The sequence below is a fragment of the Paraburkholderia largidicola genome (assembly GCF_013426895.1).
In the GTDB taxonomy this organism is placed as follows: domain Bacteria; phylum Pseudomonadota; class Gammaproteobacteria; order Burkholderiales; family Burkholderiaceae; genus Paraburkholderia; species Paraburkholderia largidicola.
In genome coordinates this window covers 1,425,694-1,444,950 of the sequence record NZ_AP023174.1, presented here as the reverse complement: position 1 = coordinate 1,444,950, position 19,257 = coordinate 1,425,694, and the positions used below count along the sequence as shown (strand labels likewise).

Below are 19,257 nucleotides of genomic sequence, written 5' to 3'. Positions count from 1 at the left end.
TCGTGGCACGCGCTTCCGCTACGACCGTCGTCTACGGCATTCCGAATTGCGACAGCGTGAAGAAGGCGCGCGTGTGGCTCGAGGAACACGGCGTCGAGTTCGAGTTTCACGACTTCAAGAAGGCCGGCGTGAATGACAAGCTGATCCAGGACTGGCTGAAGGATGTGCCGCTCGATCAGCTCATCAACAAGCGCGGCACGACCTGGCGCGGCCTGTCGGACGTGCACAAGGCCGAAGCCGACACGACCACCGGCGCAATCGCGCTGATGATCCACAAACCGTCGATCATCAAGCGGCCCGTGATCGTCGTGAACGGCCGCGTGAAGACGCTGGGCTTTTCCGCGGACAACTACGCGTCGCTGTTCGCCTGAGTTTTCTGCGCATCGGCGCACGCATGCAAAAGCTGTTGCCGGCCCGTTCGGGCCGGCATTTTTTCACCCTGGATTCAAGCGTGGCTGCGGGTTGGCCACGCGTCTCATCTGCTGGTTGGAAGGAACTGAATCGATGTCCGGCACCCTTGCCCTTACCGAAGCCCTGATCGGCCGCGCGTCCGTCACGCCCGACGATCAGAACTGCCAGCGCCTGCTGATCGAGCGCCTGTCGGCGATCGGCTTCGAATGCGAAACGATCGAATCGAACGGCGTGACCAACCTGTGGGCCGTCAAGCGCGGCAGCGCGGGCCAGGACGGCAAGCTGCTCGCGTTCGCGGGCCACACCGACGTCGTGCCGACGGGCCCGCTCGATCAATGGACGTCCGCGCCCTTCGAGCCGACCCATCGCGACGGCAAGCTGTACGGACGCGGCGCCGCCGACATGAAGGCATCGATTGCCGGCTTCGTGGTGGCGAGTGAAGAGTTCGTCGCTGCGCATCCGCAGCATCGCGGCTCGCTCGCGCTGCTCATCACGAGCGACGAAGAAGGCCCGGCAACGGACGGTACCGTGAAGGTCGTCGAGGCGCTGCAAGCGCGCGGCGAGCGTCTGGACTATTGCGTCGTGGGCGAGCCGACGTCGAGCGCGCAGTTCGGCGACATGGTGAAGAACGGCCGCCGCGGCTCGATGTCGGGCAAGCTGACCGTCAAGGGCGTGCAAGGGCATATCGCGTATCCGCATCTCGCGAAGAACCCGGTGCATCTGCTCGCGCCCGCGCTCGCCGAACTGGTCGCCGAGCACTGGGACGCAGGCAACGAATATTTCCCGCCCACCACCTGGCAGGTCTCGAACCTGCACAGCGGCACGGGCGCGACCAACATCATTCCGGGTCACGCCGAAGTGATGTTCAATTTCCGCTTCTCGACGGCGAGCACGGTCGAAGGGCTGCAAAGCCGCGTGCATCAGATTCTCGACAAGCATGGCCTCGAGTACGACCTGAAGTGGACCGTGAGCGGCCTGCCCTTCCTGACACCGCGCGGCGAGCTGTCCAATGCGCTGGAAACGGCGATCCACGCCGAAACGGGCCTCACGACGGAACTGTCGACGACGGGCGGCACGTCCGATGGCCGTTTCATCGCGCGCATCTGCAAGCAGGTGATTGAATTCGGTCCGTTGAATGCGAGCATCCACAAGATCGACGAACATATCGAAGTTGCACATATCGAGCCGCTCAAGAACGTCTATCGACGTGTGCTCGAACAACTGATCGCCTGACGGAGGGCCCAGACCATGACTCATCCGTTTTCCACGGTTCGCGATGTGCTGCGCTACGCGGTATCGCAGTTCAACCAGGCCGGTCTGGCGTTCGGCCACGGCTCATCGAACGCTTATGACGAAGCCGCGTATCTCGTGCTGCACACGCTACATCTGCCCATCGATCTGCTCGAGCCGTTTCTCGATGCGCGCCTCACGTCCGAAGAAATCGACGCGGTGCTGAAAGTGATTGAGCGGCGCGCGAAGGATCGCGTGCCCGCCGCCTACATCACGCAGGAAGCGTGGATGCACGGCTATCGCTTCCACGTCGACGAGCGCGTGATCGTGCCGCGTTCGTTCATCGGCGAGCTGCTGCAGGATGGGTTGCAGCCGTATGTCGAGGACCCCGAACAGGTTGGCGCGGTGCTCGAACTGTGCACGGGCTCCGGCTGTCTCGCGATCCTCGCGGCACACGCCTTCCCGAATGCCGATATCGATGCCGTCGACCTGTCGCCTGCCGCGCTCGAAGTTGCAGCGCGCAATGTCCATGACTACGAGCTCGACGAGCGCGTCGCACTCTTCGAAGGCGATCTGTACGCGCCGCTGCCCGAGCGCCGCTACGACGTAATCATCACGAATCCGCCGTATGTGAACGCGGAATCGATGAAGGCCCTGCCCGCCGAATACAAGCACGAGCCGGAAATGGCGCTCGCGGGCGGCGCGGACGGCATGGATATCGTGCGTCGCATCATCGCCGATGCGCGCAACTGGCTGACGGACGAAGGCGTGCTGGTCATCGAGATTGGCAACGAGCGCGAGCATGTCGAAGCGGCGTTCGGCGGCCTCGATCTCGTCTGGATGTCGACTAGCGCCGGCGACGACAACGTGTTCCTGATCCAGGCCAGCGATTTGCCCGGCAATTGACCGATTCGACGGTCACAAGCTTCTGATCGTCGCACTGCACGACGCACGCCGCCCGCCTGGGCGCCGTGCGTCGTGTGCTTTTGGGCTCGCGCATTCGATGTGCATAAGCATCGAATTGCGCAAAAGCGCTCACGCTTTGACGCCGCGCTGACCGCGACGCTAGCGCTTTCGGTAATATGAGCGCGACCGCGCTGCTGTAGCCCGGCAATGTAGCCAACTTCTGTAGCCTGGAAAGTAAACGAGCCCGGCCTCGACAAGTGCCGCCACGAAGTCAACCACGCGCAGCGGAAAGGCCATCGCTCGCACGCTTATGCAATTCGACCTGCTTCACATCGGCACGCTCGTGTTTCTCGCCCATGCGCTGGGCGTGATCGCAGCTTGCCATGCCATCTTGCACACCCGCACATCGCAAGGCGCGATCGCGTGGGCGGTATCGCTCGTCGCGATGCCCTATCTGACGCTGGTTCCGTATCTGTTCCTCGGGCGCAGCAAGTTCGCCGGTTACGCGGACGCGCGCCGCCTCGAAAACGAAACGCTACGCACGCGTGCGCATCCGCCCGAATGGGACACGGAAGCCTCGTCGCACGGCCGTCCGACGGAAGCGCTCGGCCATCATTTCGTGCGCTCGCTCACGCGCCTGTCCGGCATGCCGTTCCTGCCTGGCAACCAGGTGCGCACGCTGGTGAACGGCGAAGCAACGTTCGCGGCGATTCTCGATGCGATCGAAAACGCGCAGCACTACATCGTCGTGCAGTTCTTCATCGTGCGCGCCGACGCGCTCGGCGAGATGCTCAAGGACGCGCTGCTCGCGAAGGCGGCGCAAGGCCTGCGCGTGTACGTGCTGTACGACAGCATCGGCAGCTTCGACCTGCCGCATCGCTATGTCGCGTCGCTGCTCGCGGGCGGCGTGCAGATGCATCCATTCGCGACGAACCGGCAGTTCGTCAACCGCTTCCAGCTCAACTTCCGCAATCACCGCAAGATCGTCGTGGTGGACGGCGAGCGTGCGTTCGTCGGCGGACATAACGTCGGTGTCGAGTATCTGGGCGGCAAGCCGCCATTGTCGCCGTGGCGCGATACGCATATCGAAGTGCGCGGCCCCGCCGTGGCCAGCATCCAGTTCGTATTCACGGAGGACTGGTACTGGGCCACGCAGGATCTGCCGCACTTCGATTCGCCGCCGCCCGCGAATCCCGGCGACGGCATGCACTGCCTCGTCGTGCCCACAGGGCCGGCCGACAAGCAGGAGACCTGCTCGCTGTTCTTCGTCGAAGCGATCAACGCGGCGCGCGAGCGCGTCTGGATCACCACGCCCTATCTCGTGCCCGACGAAGCCGTGTTCGCGGCCTTACGGCTCGCGGCACTGCGCGGCGTCGACGTGCGCATCCTGATCCCGAGCCGGCGCGATCACCGCGTGGTGTTCGAGGCGTCCAAGCTCTACGCGTACGACTCGATACGCGCGGGCGTGCGCGTGTTCCGTTACCGACCGGGCTTTCTGCATCAGAAGGTGGTGCTGATCGACGACGTCGCGGCGGCCGTGGGCAGCGCGAATCTCGACAACCGGTCGTTCCGCCTGAACTTCGAGATCATGGTGCTGACCGTGGACCACGGCTTTGCGCTCGAAGTCGAAGAGATGCTCCTGCGCGACTTCGCTGAATCGTTCGAGATCGACCGCAGCGAGTATCGCAACGCGCCGGCGCTGCGGCGCGTGTTGATGCATGTCGCGCGGCTTTTCGCGCCGATCCTGTGACGCGTGCTTACAGCAGTGCTTCGATGTCGTCGGTGATCGTTTCGGGCTTCGTAGTGGGCGCGTAGCGCTTGACGACCTTGCCGCTGCGGTCGACGAGGAACTTCGTGAAGTTCCATTTGATCGCCTCGATGCCGAGCACGCCGGGCGCCTCGTCTTTCAGAAATTTGAACAGCGGATGCGCGTCCGGGCCGTTGACATCGATCTTGTCGAACATCTGGAACGTGACGCCGTAGTTCTTTTCACAGAATGCACCGATCTGCGCGGCGTCGCCGGGCTCCTGCTTGCCGAACTGGTTGCACGGAAAGCCCAGCACCTGCAGTCCGCGCGCCGCATACTGCTCGTGCAGTTTCTGCAAGCCCGCGTATTGCGGCGTGAACCCGCATTCGCTCGCCGTGTTGACGATCAGCATCACCTTGCCGTCGTAGCGGTCGAGACCGACCGGCTCGCCGCCCAGCGTGCTCGCCGAAAAGGAATAAATCGAAGTGTTGTCCGCTGCCATATTTCGCCCTCCAGGAATGTCGTTAGTGTAGGTGTTTCGATGCCGCGCGCCACCTGGCCGATCGGCCAATGCCTGAGCATGCGCTGCGCAGTCTAAAATAGCGTTTTTCTTCGAGCCGGCCCTGCTGTGATCCGCTTTAACCAGTTCAGTCTCGCGCGCGGCACGAAGCCGCTCTTCGAACAAACCACCTTCACGCTCAACCCCGGCGAGAAGGCCGGTCTCGTGGGCGCTAACGGCGCGGGCAAATCGACCTTGTTCTCCGTGCTGCTCGGCGAACTGCACGCGGACGGCGGCGATGTTTCGATCCCGCCGTCGTGGCAGATCGCGCACGTCGCGCAAGAAACGCCTGCCGCCGACAAGACCGCGCTCGACTACACGCTCGACGGCGACGCCGCCTTGCGCGCGATCGAAACGCGCATTGCGACGGCCTCGGCCGCGCACGACGGCGCGGCTGAAGCCGAAGCGCACGCCGCATTCGCCGATGCCGACGGCTACACGGCGCCCGCACGCGCCGAAGCATTGCTGCTCGGCCTCGGCTTCACGCTCGACCAGACGCGCGCGAGCGTCAGTAGTTTCTCGGGCGGCTGGCGCATGCGCCTGAACCTCGCGCAGGCGCTGATGTGCCGCTCGGACTTGCTGCTGCTCGACGAACCGACCAATCACCTGGATCTCGATGCCATCGTCTGGCTCGAAGACTGGCTGCACCGCTATCCGGGCACGCTGATCGTCATCTCGCACGACCGCGAATTTCTCGACTCGGTCTGCAATGTTACGCTGCATCTGGAGAACCAGCAGATCAAGCGGTACGGCGGCAACTACTCGCAGTTCGAAGTGCTGCGCGCGCAACAACTGGCGCTGCAACAGAGCGCTTATGAAAAGCAGCGCAAGACGATCGAGCATCTGCAGAGCTTCGTCGACCGGTTCAAGGCGAAGGCGACCAAGGCACGCCAGGCGCAAAGCCGCATGAAAGCGCTCGAAAAGATGGAGCTGATCGCGCCCGCGCATATCGCGTCGCCGTTCACGTTCGAATTCCGCGAGCCCGACTCCGCGCCCAATCCGATGATGGTGATGGAAGACGTGCGCTGCGGTTATCACGCGGTGGACGGCGGCGAGATTCCGATTGTGGATCGTGTCACGCTGTCCATCCAGAACGGGCAGCGCATCGGCCTGCTCGGCGCGAACGGCCAGGGCAAGTCGACGCTGATCAAGACACTGGCGGGCACGCTGGCGCCGCTGGGCGGCCACGTACGCGAAGGTAAAGGCCTGCAGATCGGCTACTTCGCGCAGCATCAGCTGGAGACGCTGCGACCCGACGACTCCCCATTGCAGCATCTGGCGCGGCTTGCGCCGGACACGCGCGAGCAGGAATTGCGCGACTTCCTCGGCAGCTTCAACTTCTCCGGCGACATGGCGACGGCCGCTATCGCGCCCTTCTCCGGCGGCGAAAAAGCGCGACTCGCGCTGGCGCTGATCATCTGGCAGAAGCCGAACCTGTTGCTGCTCGACGAACCGACCAACCACCTCGACCTCGAAACGCGCCACGCGCTCACCATGGCGCTCGCGCAGTTCGAAGGCACGCTGATACTCGTGTCGCACGACCGGCATTTGCTGCGCGCCACCACGGACCAGTTTATGCTCGTCGCGAAGCACAAGCTGCAACCGTTCGACGGCGACCTCGACGACTATCGCGACTGGCTGCTGCAACACGCCGCCGAACAGCGCGCGGCGCTCAAGGCGGATGCATCGAACGGCGACGCGAACGGCGCGGACGCTTCGGTGAATCGCAAGGAGCAGCGCCGTCTCGAAGCGGAAACGCGGCAAAAGCTCGCGCATCTGAAGAAGCCGTTGCAGACCCGCATTGCGAAGATCGAAAAGGAAATGGATGCGCTGAACGCGGAAAAAGCGACGCTCGACACGTTCGTCGCCGATCCCGCCAGCTATGCCGCCGAACAAAAAACAAAGTTGACGGAAGCCATACGCCGTCAGGCAGATGTCAACGCACGACTCGAAACGCTCGAAGCCGACTGGCTCGAAGCGCACGAGGAACTCGAACAAATCGGCTAACGGCCCCTTCGCCGCCGCGAAGGAACAGACAGGGAATCGAGGCCGCGCCAGCAATCGATGGGAGGGCTGGGCATTGTCGTCTACTGCCGCACTGAAGGGCTTGCGCGTGCTCGATCTGACACGCCTGTTGCCCGGTCCCGTCGCGACGCTCCGGCTCGCGGAAATGGGCGCCGACGTGTTGAAGATCGAAGCGCCCGGCGCCGGCGACGCGACGCGCACGATGATGCAAAGCAGCGCCGACCGCGTGGCGGGACGGCCCGGCGCGTTCTATCGGCTGGTGAATCGCGGCAAGCGCGAGACGCGGCTCGACCTGAAATCCGAAGGCGGACGCACCGTGCTGATGGCGCTGGCGCGAGAAGCGGACGTGCTGATCGAAAGCTTCCGGCCCGGCGTGATGGAACGGCTCGGCCTTGGCTATGACGTGTTGCGCGTGATCAATCCGAAGCTCGTCTACTGCGCGATTTCGGGGTATGGCGCGGACGGGCCTTTCGCGCAACTGGCCGGGCACGATCTGAACTACATCGGCTATGCGGGCGTGCTCGACCAGCTCGCTTCGCGCGACGGCGCGCCGATTGTCCCCAACTTCCAGATCGCGGATCTGCTGGGCGGCGCGCTGTCGGCGGTCAACCAGATTCTCGCGGCACTATGGGCTGTGGCGCGCGGCGGCGATGGGCGCTTCGTCGATGTGTCGATGGCGCATTGCACCTACGCGAACAACGTCGTCGCGCAAGTCGCGCTCGCCAACGACGGCACGGCGCCCGTCGCGGGCAGCAGCCTGCTCAATGGCGGCGTGCCCTGCTACAACCTGTATCGCACGCTCGACGGGCGGTGGCTTGCCGTCGGCGCGCTCGAACTCAAATTCTGGGAAACGCTGTGCATGGCGCTCGACCGCCCCGACTGGGCGACGCGCCACTGGAGCCTCGGCCAGGCGATTGCCGGACCGGACGCCGTGCAGTTGATCAAGGATATGGCCGATGTGATCGCCACGCGGACGCTCGACGATTGGGCCGCGCTGCTGGTGCCGCTGGATTGTTGCGTGTCGCCCGTGCTGACACCGGCGGAAGCCGCGCAGCATCCGCTATTCAATGCAGCCGTGCGCGAGGCGCTGATGGAGCAGCAGGCGAGCGACGGGGAACCCGGCTAGACGCCCGGCGACCGCGGCCTCAACGTCGCGGCAGTGTTTGCCGCGGTTCGCGTTCGTCGTCGATCAAACGGTGCTTGCGGCCTTCTACATGATGCCGGATCGTCGCCCGCACCTGGTCGGCGGTGACGTCTTCCGCGACCACGCGCCGCGAAATCTGCCCGGTCGTGTCGATCCATTCGACGATCCGGCAACCGCCGCCCCAAAGCCCGTGAATGGGCGCGGACACGCGGCAGCCGCGCAGGTTCGCGAGCAGCTCGCCCGAGGATTCATGAGACTGTTTCAAGACGCTTCCTTTTTCCGCTCGTAACATTCCATTTCACGAGGATAGGGAAAACGAAAGTCGCTTGGGTTACAGCCGCAGTTGAGATATTTACAGCGGATTACGCCAGAAAGCCGACGCGATCCGCCAACGTCCGTAAGGGCTACTCGAGCGTTCGGATACGGTCGATGGCCTGCTCGATACGCTCTACAGCGATCACCTGCAATCCGTCGATGGCTTGCTTCGGCGCGTTCGCCTTCGGAATCAGCGCAATCGAAAAGCCCAGCTTTGCGGCTTCCTTCAGACGTTCCTGGCCGCGCGGCGACGGCCGGATTTCACCCGCCAACCCCACTTCGCCAAATACGATCAGGCCCTTCGGTAGCGGCTTGTTGCGCATCGACGAATGGATGGCCAGCAGCACGGCGAGGTCGGCGGCGGGCTCAGTGATCTTCACGCCGCCCACTGCGTTCAGGAACACGTCCTGATCGAAACAGGCAATGCCCGCGTGCTTGTGCAGCACGGCGAGCAACATGGCGAGCCGGTTCTGTTCGAGACCGACGGCCAGCCGGCGCGGATTCGGCACGTTCGCCGCGTCGACGAGCGCCTGCACTTCGACCAGCAGCGGCCGCGTGCCTTCCTGTGTGACCAGCACGCACGAGCCGGGCACGATCTGTTCGTGCTGCGACAGGAACAGCGCCGACGGATTCGCGACGCCGCGCAGACCCCGCTCCGTCATCGCGAACACGCCCAGCTCATTGACGGCGCCGAAGCGGTTCTTGAACGCGCGCACGAGCCGGAACGACGAATGCGTGTCGCCTTCGAAATACAGCACGGTATCGACGATATGTTCGAGCACGCGCGGGCCCGCGAGGCTGCCCTCTTTCGTCACGTGGCCGACCATGATGATGGCCGTGCCAGACTGCTTGGCGACGCGCGTCAGTTGCGCCGCGCACTCGCGCACCTGCGCCACCGATCCTGGCGCCGATGTCAGCGCTTCCGAATAGATGGTCTGGATCGAGTCGATCACGGCGACGTCCGGCTTTTCGTCGGCGATGGTCGCCTGGATTTTCTCCAGCTGGATTTCAGCAAGCAGCTTCAGCTCGCTGGCGTGCGAACCCGGCTCGAGCAGCGACAACCGTTGCGCGCGCAACGCAATCTGCGCCGCTGATTCCTCGCCGCTGACATAAAGCGCGCGCCGTTCGCTGGCGATTTCCGCGAGCGACTGCAGCAGCAGCGTCGATTTGCCGATCCCCGGATCGCCGCCGATCAGCACAACGCCGCCCGCCACCAGCCCGCCGCCGAGCACGCGATCGAACTCGCCGACGCCTGTTGAAAAGCGCGGCACGTCCGACGCATGAATCTCGGCGAGCCGCTGTACCGGCTGGCTCTTGGCGAGCGCCTGGAAGCGGTGCGCGGAAGGCGACTCCGCGACCGATTCGACGAGGGTGTTCCACGCATGACACGCAGGGCACTGGCCCTGCCACTTCGGCGACTGCCCGCCGCATTCCGTGCAGATGTACAACGTTTTTTGTTTAGCCAACTTGTTTCGTCACGCGTGGTGGTTCTTGATAGGGTTATTCGGCGCGCACAGGCACGCGCGGCGCGACAGCGCACATCAGCTCGTAGCCGATCGTGCCGGATGACTGCGCGACGTCGTCGATGGGCAACTGTGCGCCCCACAACTCGACGCGCGAGCCGACGTTCGCCTGCGGACACGGCGTGAGATCGACGGTAATCATGTCCATCGACACGCGCCCCACGATCCGCGTGCGGATGCCGTCGACGATCACAGGCGTGCCTTCTGGCGCGACACGCGGATAGCCGTCCGCGTAACCGCACGCAACGACGCCGACGCGCATGCCTGCGCGCGCGGTGAAAATCGAGCCATAGCCAATCGTGCTGCCTTCCTTGAGCGTCTGCACTGCGATCAGTTCCGAGCTCAGCGTCATTGCCGGTTGCAGACCCGTGTCCTTGATCTCCGCGCTCAGGCCCGAGGGCGACGCGCCGTACAGCATCACGCCCGGGCGCACCCAGTCGAAATGCGCCTCCGGATACCAGAGCGTAGCGGCCGAATTGGACAGGCTGCGCGCGCCCGCGATGCCCTGCGCGCCGCGTTCGAACGCTTCCATCTGATGGGTGATGCCGCGCTCGCTGTCGGCGTCCGAGAAATGGGTCATCAACGTGATCTGGCCCACGCCCTGGCAGGCCCGCGCGCGCTCCCACGCGGCGCGGAACTTCTCGGGCGTGTAGCCGAGCCGGTTCATGCCGCTGTTCATTTTCAACTGGATATTGACGGGCTTGGACAGACGCGCCATTTCCAGCATGCGCAATTGCTCGTCCGAATGCAGCGCCGTGGTGAGGCTGTAACGGTCGATCACGTCGATATCCGTCGGCCGGAAAAAGCCCTCGAGCAACAAAATTGGCCCGGCCCAGCCTAATTCACGCAACTTCACGGCTTCTTCGAGGTCGAGCAAACCAAAGCCGTCGGTGGCGCGCAAGCCCGGGAACGCCCGCGCGAGCCCGTGACCGTAGGCGTTGGCCTTGACGACGGCCCAGATTTTGGACTTCGGCGCATAACGGCGGGCAACTGCGAGGTTATTGGCGAGAGCGGCGGTATGAATCGTGGCTGAGACTGGGCGCGGCATGGGATATTTTCGTAAAGACATTGTCGAATCAGTAGCTTACAGTGCGTTTTCAACGCGCCGATGGCAACCTCGACAATGCGATCAAGGATTCTGCTAGTCGGGATTCGGCTATTTTCGTGATATAAAGCCGTGCGCACAACCCATTTCGAACGGAATAAGCCCGGACGCACACCTCACGGCCGGGGCGGACAGACCGCAGCGAGGAAAGCATCGCATCAGATGAAAAAAGGTTTTTACACCATTATGGCCGCGCAGTTTTTTTCGTCGCTGGCCGACAATGCGCTTCTGATCGCTGCTATTGCACTGCTGAAAGATCTTCACGCCCCGAACTGGATGACGCCGCTGCTCAAGCTGTTTTTTGTGCTGTCGTACGTCGTGCTCGCGGCTTTTGTCGGCGCCTTCGCGGACTCCCGTCCGAAGGGCCGTGTGATGTTCGTGACCAATACCATCAAGGTGGTCGGTTGCCTCACGATGCTGGTCGGCGCGCATCCGCTGCTGGCCTACGGGATCGTCGGATTTGGCGCCGCCGCCTACTCGCCCGCCAAATACGGCATTCTCACCGAGCTGCTGCCGCCTGACCGCCTCGTCGCCGCAAACGGCTGGATCGAAGGCACGACCGTCGGCTCGATCATTCTCGGCACCGTACTCGGCGGCGCACTGATCAGCCCGCATATCGCTTCCCACATCATCAAGCACACGCCGTCCGCGATCCATACACCGGCGGAAGCGGCGATGCTCATCATCATCCTGATCTACGCAGTCGCTGCGCTGTTCAATCTGCGCATTCCCGACACGGGTGCCCGCTATCCGCGCCAGGAACACGGCCCCATCAAGCTCATTACCGACTTCGCCGACTGCTTCCTCGTGCTGTGGCGCGACAAGCTCGGCCAGATTTCGCTCGCCGTCACGACGCTGTTCTGGGGCGCCGGCGCGACGCTGCAATTCATCGTGCTGAAGTGGGCGGAAGTGTCGCTCGGCATGTCGCTGTCGGAAGGCGCGATCCTGCAGGCCGTGGTCGCCGTGGGCGTCGCAGCGGGCGCGATGATCGCCGCCGCGCGCGTGCCGTTGAAGAAGTCGCTGTCGGTGCTGCCCGTCGGCATCATCATGGGCATCGCGGTGATGCTGATGGCCTTCTATACGAAAAATCTGTTTCCGTCTCACTGGGGCTTCTACTTCGGCAAGATGCACGTCCCCGGTTATCTGATCTTTGCCTATATCTTCCTGATGGTCGTCGGCGCACTGTCGGGGTTCTTCGTCGTGCCGATGAATGCGCTGCTCCAGCATCGCGGGCACGTGCTGCTGTCGGCGGGTCACTCGATCGCCGTGCAGAACTTCAACGAGAACCTGTCCGTGCTCGTGATGCTGTGCCTGTATGCCGTGCTCGTCTGGCTCGACGTGCCCGTCGCGATCGTGATCGTGCTGTTCGGCACCTTCGTGTGCGTGATGATGTGGGTCGTGATGCGCCGCCATCAGGCGAACCAGCGCGCGTTCGATTCCGTATCGCTGATCGGCGAAGCGCGGCACTGACGCGGCGCTGACGTGGCGCTGACACCCGCCGCTTCCGAACTGCCGCCGCGCATCCGTCTTCTTCCAGCGCGTCCCACGCGCCCTGCTTTTCAGGTTTTTCCATGACCCGACCGATTCCCAACGTCCTGACGATCGCCGGCTCCGACTCCGGCGGCGGCGCCGGCATTCAGGCCGATCTCAAGGCTTTCTCGGCGCTCGGCGCGTACGGCGCAAGCGTGATCACGGCATTGACGGCGCAGAACACGCGCGGCGTGACGGCCATCCACACGCCCGACCCCGGCTTCGTGACTGCGCAGCTGGATGCCGTGTTCGACGACATCCGCATCGACGCGGTGAAGATCGGCATGCTGGCCAACGCCGGGATCGTGCGCGCCGTCGCCGACGCGCTGCGCCGTCACCAGCCGAAGCATGTGGTGCTCGACACCGTCATGATCTCGAAGAGCAATCACGCGCTGCTCGCGCCCGAAGCCGTCGATGCCGTGCGCAGCGAACTGCTGCCCCTCGCCGATCTGCTGACGCCGAATCTGCCGGAAGCGGCCGCGCTGCTTGGCACAGCGAGCGCAACCGACGAAGCCGCGATGGTCGAACAGGGCGAAGCCTTACGCAAGCTGGGCGCGCGCGCCGTGCTGATGAAAGGCGGCCACCTCGCCGCCGCCGACAGTCCCGACTGGTTGATCCAGGACAGCGGCACGATGCGCCTCGCCGGTCCGCGCGTGCCCGTCAAGAACACGCACGGCACGGGCTGCTCGCTGTCGTCGGCGATCGCAGCGCTGATTCCGCAGCGCGACGACCTCGCAAGCGCCGTCGCCGATGCGAAAGTCTGGCTGACGGGCGCGCTCGAACAGAGCGGACGGCTCGACGTCGGTCATGGCGTCGGGCCGGTGCATCACTTCTATCGCTGGTGGTGAAATCCAGCCGCTGAGCGCCTGTCAGCGGCTTGTCTGCTCGCGCGCAAATGCCTGAGCCCGCTCGGGCCAGTCGTCGGGCACGATGAAGCCGCGCGAGCGCTCGGTCCACAGTCCATCGGCACGCTCGACGAAGGCCGCGACCATGGTCGGGCCGGTCTGTTGCGCGAGTTGCTGCGCGAGCGCATCCCCTGTTACGAAGCCCGACGCGTGATGCCTGTCGCGCACACGCGGCGCGAGCCATTCGAGCCTCGGCAGCAGCATCCAGGCATCAGCCTGTGTGCCGGAAAACGACGGCCACTCGGCGCGTGTCGTCCACCAGCCGCGCGCGTGCGTCGGATCGATTTCGACGGGGTCGCGCTCCGCGATGCCATTGCGGTAGAACAGCCAGCCCTTCACGAACATCTGCGGATCCCACGGACCGCGATGGCCGAGCGACGCAAACTCTTCGCGCGCACTGAGCGGCAACTGATGATCGAGCAGATGCACGAGCTTCAGATCGAAGCGGTCCTGCAGATTCGGGCCGACGTAGTCGGCCAGTTCGCCGCGGCCCTCGCCTGCGTGCAGATAGCATTTGACGGCCAATTCCCAATGCAGCCGCCTGCCCGCGTGCGTCTCGACGAGAAAATCGCATTCGCCGAGCGTCACGCCCGCGCGGCGCAGCGGCACGTTCGCCGCGATCAGGCGCGCCGCCGGACCCTGCTTCAGAAACCATCCGAGCAGGCACTCGGCGTAGCGCCCGAGGCGCGTGACGCGCGACGCCGCAATATGCCCGTGCAACTCAGCGGGGTCGGCGTCCTGCGCTTCGAGCCAGTCCAGCGACGCAGCGACTTCATCAGGAGATTCGAACGGCGTTGCGAGCACACCGGGCGGCCGTTGCGCGCGCAACAGGTCGGGGCTGAACAGCAGCCACGCGATGTCGCGCACGGCGGCATCGACGAGCGCATCCAGCCGGGCCGCTGACGGCGCCTCGAACGACGCTGCCGACCCCGCGTCTTCGCTCATTTCGCCGCTTCTCCTTGCGCGGCTGCGTTGCGCCACGTATCGCGGGCGAGGCACAGGTCCTGCCAGGACTTCGACTTGTCGCCGAGGCTGCGTAGCAGATACGCCGGATGGTAGGTGACGATGACGGGCACGCCTTCATATTCGTGAACGCGTCCGCGCAGCGACGAAATGCTCGCCTCCGTCTTCAGCAGACTCTGCGCGGCGAAGCGCCCGAGCGCCACGATCAGCTTCGGCTTCACGAGTGCGACCTGGCGCTGCAGATACGGCTCGCAGCGCGCGACCTCGTCCGGTTCGGGATTGCGGTTGCCGGGCGGCCGGCACTTGATCACATTCGCAATATAGACATTCGTGCCGCGCGCGAGATCGAGCGATTGCAGCATGTTGTCGAGCAGCTTGCCCGCCTGGCCGACGAACGGTTCGCCTTGCTTGTCCTCGTTTTCGCCCGGCGCTTCGCCGATCAGCATCCAGTCGGCTTCGCGATCGCCGACGCCGAACACCGTGTTGGTGCGCCGCTCACACAGGCGGCAACGTTCGCATGCCGACACGCGGGCTTCGAGCGCGGGCCAGTCGAGCGTGTCGATGGCCGGCTGCCCGGGGTTGTCCGTTTTTGCTTCGATCGGCGACGTGTGCGACGGCGGTTCGGCGGGAAGATCGTCGAACCAGGCGAAGTCGTCGTCGGATGACGGCGGCGGCGCGTCCGATGTGGGCTGCGCGGTACGGCGGGATCCGGGTGCATCGGCGGCCGGTTGCGCTTCGGCTCGCGCAGCGGGTGTGATTGCGGCTTCACCGGCGTCGCGCGACATGGCACCGTCCGATTGCGTTTCGATCGAACCCGTTGCCTCCGCGCGAGCCGCTTCGTCGCGATCGACCCCGTCCCTATCGGCACGGGCATGGGCCGCTTCGCTCGACACGGCAGCGGCGGCGCTTTCAGGCGCCTGCTCCGCTGCTGCGCCCTGCCCGATCCCGCGACGCACCCACATCGGCGCCAGACCGAGTTCTACCAATGCGGATTCATGCAGCGCCATCTGCGCCCTCCTTGACGAAACTGAAACGCATGACGATGGCGTCCTCCCGGCTGCGATGACGCGCCGGATAATAGTTCTTACGACGGCCAATCGACGTGAATCCAAAGCGCTCGTACAGCTTGATCGCGCGATGGTTCGACGGCCGCACTTCGAGCAGCATGCCCGCGAGTTTTTCGCCGCGCGTAATGCGCACGGCTTCGCGCAGCAGCGAGAGCCCCGCGCCCGCATGCTGCGCCACGGGCGCGACACACAGATTGAGCAGATGCATTTCATCGACGACGGGCATCAGCACGCAATAGCCGATCAGCGTGCCCGTCACATGCCGCAGGCACATGCCGAAGTAGCCGTTGCGCAGCGAGTCTTCGAAGTTGCCCCGGCTCCACGGAAATTCATAGGCGAGTTTTTCGACAGCGGCGACCTCGTCGAGATCGCCTTCGGTCATCGGCGACATATAACGGTCCGCCAGCAACACACCGCTCATCGTGTGCCCTCGTCGTGCGCGGTCTGGGCCCTGTGGCCCGGTTGATCCGATATACCCGTTTTGCCCGGCTGCTCCGTCAGCGCTGCCGCTGCCTGCACTTGCGCGGCCTTGGCGGCCATGCGCTCTTCCGTGGTTTGCGCAACCTTGTCGCGGATGTACTCCGGCGCGGCCTGGTCGGCGGGCAGCGTGCGGCCCGCGCGGAACGCCCGCAGCGCGGCAAACGCGACCGGCAACGCGTGCGGCACGGCTTCCCGGTCGACGCTGCGCGCCGCCGCGGCCGCCTTCAGGCGTTCGCCGAACGCGGCCGCGGCATTGCCCGCGAGCGTGAACGGCTGATCCGGCAACGCAAGCGCGTCGGGCGCGCCAAGCGAGGCGTGATGCACCGTGCGCCACTCCCCCGCACCGTCGTCCCACGCGTAGTCGGCCCAATAGACCTCGTCCATGCGGGCGTCGAGCGCGGCGAGCACGCGCGTCGCCGACGGATCGCGCAGCCGTACGCTTTCGGCGCACGCGAGCAGCGTGCCGATCGGCACCACCGGGCAATTCAGGCCGAACGCGAGCCCCTGCGCGACGCCCGTCGCGGTGCGCAAGCCCGTGAACGAGCCAGGCCCCGAGCCGAACGCAATCGCGTCGCAGTCGGCGAGCGCAAGACCCGCTTCGTCGAACAGTTCGCGAATGGCAGGCAGAAGCCGCGTGCTGGAGACGGCGCCCGTCGCTTCGTGACGCGTCCATACGTGCGGTGAGGACGCGGGCGCGTCCGGTTCGGCCGATGACGCAGCGTCGGCGGAATCGGCGGACAGGAGTGCGACCGAGCAGAATTCGGTCGAAGTATCGAGGGCAAGCAGCACGGTTTTCGTCATGACCGCTATTGTAATGCGGCACCCTGCGTCACCGGATGCGAACAAAACCCGACGCGTGCCCGCCAACCGCGCCCGGCGTTTGGAAGGATCGCTCCAGCCTTGCGTGGCCGCGCGCCGCGCATCGCTTGTTATGATCGACGCCCTATCTCGAATAACGAATGGAGAATCTGATGAGCGACGTGGACGGTCTCTTCGCCAAGGCACAGGAAGACGTGAAGCAACTGCCGGAGCGTCCGGGCAATCTCACGCTGCTGCGCCTGTACGCGCTCTTCAAGCAGGCCACCGACGGCGACGTGCACGGCGACAAACCCGGCTTCACGGATATCGTCGGCAAGTACAAGTACGATGCGTGGGCTGCGTTGCAAGGCACCTCGCAGGAAACCGCGTGCCAGCAATATGTCGAGTTGGTCGAATCGCTGAAAAACGGTACGGCGGCCTGATACGAAACGCGTCGAATGCGCGGTGAGGGGCATCGATTCTTCTTACGAATTGGCCTCCTTCATTCGGAAAGTTCTTAACGGTGGCGCGGTGCAGCAAAAATCGTTATAATGCTGGCTGCGCTTCACCGCTTATGTCCGGCCTGTTCCGGCGACGCTGCGGAAAAGCGTCTCGTAGCGTTTTGCTCCAATCCAGTTTAGAACCTGTCCCCTCCTGCATGGCCCTACGGGCCGTCAAGTCCAGGCTGGCGGCACGCCAATTCCGGCATGTCGCATTCGATACAGCTTCTAACGAGAAACTCGCCTTCATTGTTGCGAGTTGCCCCCGTTTTTCGATTTGCTCGCTGATTTTTTGCTCGCTGAATCCGACGACTTGGGTATGCCGATTGGCGCCGACGTGTTATTTCCCATGTTTCAAGGATTCTCATGACTTCGAGCAATACCACCAGCCCGCTGAACGCCATCGCCGAACAAGCCCTCGGTCTCGACACGCCGGAAACGGCCGTGCAAGCCGTTGAAGCTGAAGGCCCGACGTTCGCTGAGCTGGGTCTGTCGGCGGAGATCGTCTCTGCGCTGACGGCAGCCGGCTACAAGACGCCGACGCCCGTCCAGCAGCGCGCCATCCCCGCCGGCATCGCGGGCCGCGACCTGCTGGTGTCGAGCCCGACGGGTTCGGGCAAGACGGCGGCGTTCATGCTGCCCGCCATCGAGCGCTTCGCGCAGCTGCAAAAAACCCAGGCCAGCCAACCGCGCGAGCCGCGCAGCGACAGCAACGCCGGTGGCCGTGGCCGCCGTCCGATGCCCGTCGCGCGTCCGGGCCTGCTCGTCCTCACGCCGACTCGCGAACTCGCGATGCAGGTGACGACGGCAGCGTCCACGTACGGCAAGCACCTCAAGCGTCTGCGCACGGTCAGCATTCTGGGCGGCGTCGCATACGGCCAGCAGCTGATGCTGCTGGCGAAGAACCCCGAAATCCTGGTTGCCACGCCGGGTCGTCTGCTCGACCATCTGGAGCGCGGCCGCATCGACCTGTCGCAACTGCAGATGCTGGTACTCGACGAAGCCGACCGCATGCTCGACATGGGCTTCATCGACGACATCGAGACGATCGTCGCCGCGACGCCCGCGACGCGCCAGACCATGCTGTTCTCGGCCACGCTCGACGGCAAGATCGGTTCGCTGACGGGCCGTCTGCTGAAGGATCCGGAGCGTATCGAGATCGTCCAGCGTATGGAACAGCGCACGAACATCGCGCAAACCGTGCATTACGTCGACGACCGCGATCATAAGGATCGCCTGCTCGACCATCTGCTGCGCGCCGACGGCCTCGACCAGGCCATCGTGTTCACGGCAACCAAGAGCGATGCCGACTCGCTGGCTGGCCGTCTGGCCGACGCCGGCTTCGAATCGGCTGCGCTGCACGGCGACCTGCCCCAAGGCGCGCGTAACCGCACGATCCGCGCGCTGCGCGAGCGCCGCGTGCGCGTGCTGGTGGCGACGGACGTTGCTGCGCGTGGTATCGACATTCCCGGCATCACGCACGTGTTCAACTACGACCTGCCGAAGTTCGCTGAAGACTACGTGCACCGTATTGGCCGTACGGGCCGCGCGGGCCGCTCGGGCATCGCAGTGAGCCTCGTGCATCACGCGGAACAGGGCGCGCTGAAGCGCATCGAGCGTTTCGTGCGTTCGCCGCTGCCTGTCAACGTGGTCGAAGGCTTCGAGCCGCGCAAGTCCCCGCCGGCTAACGGTCGCGGCGGTTTCGGCGGCGGCCGTGGCCGTCCGGGTGGCGGCAATGGCGGCCGACGCTTCGGCAGCGGCGGCGGCAAGCCGGGCTACGGCGGTTCGCGTGACGGCAACGGCGGCGGCTATGGCGCCCGTGAAGGCGGCAATGGCGGCGGCTACGGCGCGCCGCGCGAAGCCGGCAGCGGCGGTGGTCGCAGCTGGGGCAACAACAAGCCGGCCGGCGGCTCGCGTGAAGGCGGCTTCGGCGGCGGCAACCGCGAAGGCGGCTATCGTGGCGGCAATCGCGAAGGCGGTTACTCGCGCGACGGTGGTTACGGTGCTCGCCGTAACGACGGCCCGCGCAACACGCGCCGCGGCGACTAA

General features: G+C 64.8%; 18 protein-coding genes. 10 read left to right on the top strand and 8 right to left on the bottom strand.

Annotated elements, in window-relative coordinates:
* Positions 1 to 2 precede the first annotated feature (2 nt).
* The 4 genes from PPGU16_RS06455 (at position 3) to cls (ending at position 4,297) form a co-directional block, all read left to right on the top strand.
* Positions 3 to 371 carry an ArsC family reductase gene (locus PPGU16_RS06455; RefSeq protein WP_180722180.1) on the top strand — a complete coding sequence of 123 codons (369 nt, stop codon included), beginning with the start codon at positions 3 to 5 and terminating at the stop codon, positions 369 to 371.
* 133 nt (positions 372 to 504) lie between these two features.
* On the top strand, positions 505 to 1,644 hold the full coding sequence (dapE, locus tag PPGU16_RS06450; RefSeq protein WP_180722179.1) for a succinyl-diaminopimelate desuccinylase: 1,140 nt from the start codon (positions 505 to 507) through the stop codon (positions 1,642 to 1,644).
* Positions 1,645 to 1,659: 15 nt separating this feature from the next.
* Positions 1,660 to 2,547, top strand: a complete 888-nt coding sequence (prmB, locus tag PPGU16_RS06445) for a 50S ribosomal protein L3 N(5)-glutamine methyltransferase (RefSeq protein WP_180722178.1) — start codon at positions 1,660 to 1,662, stop codon at positions 2,545 to 2,547.
* Between the two features lie 310 nt (positions 2,548 to 2,857).
* A complete protein-coding gene (cls, locus tag PPGU16_RS06440) occupies positions 2,858 to 4,297 on the top strand; it encodes a cardiolipin synthase (protein WP_180722177.1) in 1,440 nt (479 codons plus the stop codon).
* Positions 4,298 to 4,304: 7 nt separating this feature from the next.
* On the opposite strand, the gene PPGU16_RS06435 is transcribed toward cls, so the two are convergent.
* The gene (locus PPGU16_RS06435) at positions 4,305 to 4,796 is read right to left on the bottom strand and encodes a glutathione peroxidase (protein ID WP_180722176.1); all 492 of its coding nucleotides are present in this window, start codon (positions 4,794 to 4,796) and stop codon (positions 4,305 to 4,307) included.
* Positions 4,797 to 4,922: 126 nt separating this feature from the next.
* On the opposite strand from PPGU16_RS06435, the gene PPGU16_RS06430 reads away from it, so the two are divergent.
* Together PPGU16_RS06430 and PPGU16_RS06425 are read left to right on the top strand one after the other, a co-directional pair.
* Entirely contained in the window at positions 4,923 to 6,860 is a 1,938-nt protein-coding gene (locus tag PPGU16_RS06430; protein ID WP_180722175.1) for an ATP-binding cassette domain-containing protein, read from the top strand.
* 91 nt (positions 6,861 to 6,951) lie between these two features.
* Complete coding sequence (locus PPGU16_RS06425) at positions 6,952 to 8,004, top strand: CoA transferase (RefSeq protein ID WP_180722561.1); 1,053 nt, start codon at positions 6,952 to 6,954, stop codon at positions 8,002 to 8,004.
* A 19-nt stretch (positions 8,005 to 8,023) separates the two neighbouring features.
* Here PPGU16_RS06425 and PPGU16_RS06420 read toward each other — a convergent pair whose 3' ends face one another.
* From PPGU16_RS06420 to alr, 3 genes are all read right to left on the bottom strand, one after another.
* Positions 8,024 to 8,287 (bottom strand): DUF2866 domain-containing protein, encoded by a 264-nt coding sequence (locus PPGU16_RS06420; protein ID WP_180722174.1) that lies wholly within the window; start codon positions 8,285 to 8,287, stop codon positions 8,024 to 8,026.
* Between the two features lie 139 nt (positions 8,288 to 8,426).
* Positions 8,427 to 9,803, bottom strand: coding sequence for a DNA repair protein RadA (gene radA / locus PPGU16_RS06415; protein ID WP_180722173.1), 1,377 nt, complete (start codon positions 9,801 to 9,803; stop codon positions 8,427 to 8,429).
* 34 nt (positions 9,804 to 9,837) lie between these two features.
* Positions 9,838 to 10,908, bottom strand: coding sequence for an alanine racemase (alr, locus tag PPGU16_RS06410; RefSeq protein WP_042307213.1), 1,071 nt, complete (start codon positions 10,906 to 10,908; stop codon positions 9,838 to 9,840).
* 219 nt (positions 10,909 to 11,127) lie between these two features.
* Between alr and lplT the strand changes: the two genes are divergently transcribed.
* Positions 11,128 to 12,435: a lysophospholipid transporter LplT gene (gene lplT, locus PPGU16_RS06405; protein WP_180722172.1), complete on the top strand. Its 1,308-nt coding sequence runs from the start codon at positions 11,128 to 11,130 to the stop codon at positions 12,433 to 12,435.
* Positions 12,436 to 12,536: 101 nt separating this feature from the next.
* Positions 12,537 to 13,343, top strand: coding sequence for a bifunctional hydroxymethylpyrimidine kinase/phosphomethylpyrimidine kinase (gene thiD, locus PPGU16_RS06400; RefSeq protein ID WP_180722171.1), 807 nt, complete (start codon positions 12,537 to 12,539; stop codon positions 13,341 to 13,343).
* A gap of 21 nt (positions 13,344 to 13,364) precedes the next feature.
* Here thiD and PPGU16_RS06395 read toward each other — a convergent pair whose 3' ends face one another.
* The 4 genes from PPGU16_RS06395 to tsaB are packed head-to-tail and all read right to left on the bottom strand — an operon-like array spanning position 13,365 to position 16,711.
* Positions 13,365 to 14,345, bottom strand: a complete 981-nt coding sequence (locus PPGU16_RS06395) for a DUF1853 family protein (protein WP_180722170.1) — start codon at positions 14,343 to 14,345, stop codon at positions 13,365 to 13,367.
* Positions 14,342 to 15,370 (bottom strand): uracil-DNA glycosylase, encoded by a 1,029-nt coding sequence (locus PPGU16_RS06390; RefSeq protein ID WP_180722169.1) that lies wholly within the window; start codon positions 15,368 to 15,370, stop codon positions 14,342 to 14,344. Before PPGU16_RS06390 ends, PPGU16_RS06395 begins: the two co-directional genes overlap by 4 nt.
* Positions 15,357 to 15,851, bottom strand: coding sequence for a ribosomal protein S18-alanine N-acetyltransferase (gene rimI, locus PPGU16_RS06385; protein WP_180722168.1), 495 nt, complete (start codon positions 15,849 to 15,851; stop codon positions 15,357 to 15,359). The genes PPGU16_RS06390 and rimI overlap by 14 nt, the downstream gene beginning before the upstream one ends.
* Positions 15,848 to 16,711: a tRNA (adenosine(37)-N6)-threonylcarbamoyltransferase complex dimerization subunit type 1 TsaB gene (gene tsaB, locus PPGU16_RS06380; protein ID WP_180722167.1), complete on the bottom strand. Its 864-nt coding sequence runs from the start codon at positions 16,709 to 16,711 to the stop codon at positions 15,848 to 15,850. The genes rimI and tsaB overlap by 4 nt, the downstream gene beginning before the upstream one ends.
* A 170-nt stretch (positions 16,712 to 16,881) precedes the next feature.
* On the opposite strand from tsaB, the gene PPGU16_RS06375 reads away from it, so the two are divergent.
* Both PPGU16_RS06375 and PPGU16_RS06370 read left to right on the top strand, forming a co-directional pair.
* Positions 16,882 to 17,151, top strand: a complete 270-nt coding sequence (locus PPGU16_RS06375) for an acyl-CoA-binding protein (RefSeq protein WP_180722166.1) — start codon at positions 16,882 to 16,884, stop codon at positions 17,149 to 17,151.
* A 423-nt stretch (positions 17,152 to 17,574) separates the two neighbouring features.
* A complete protein-coding gene (locus PPGU16_RS06370) occupies positions 17,575 to 19,257 on the top strand; it encodes a DEAD/DEAH box helicase (protein ID WP_180722165.1) in 1,683 nt (560 codons plus the stop codon).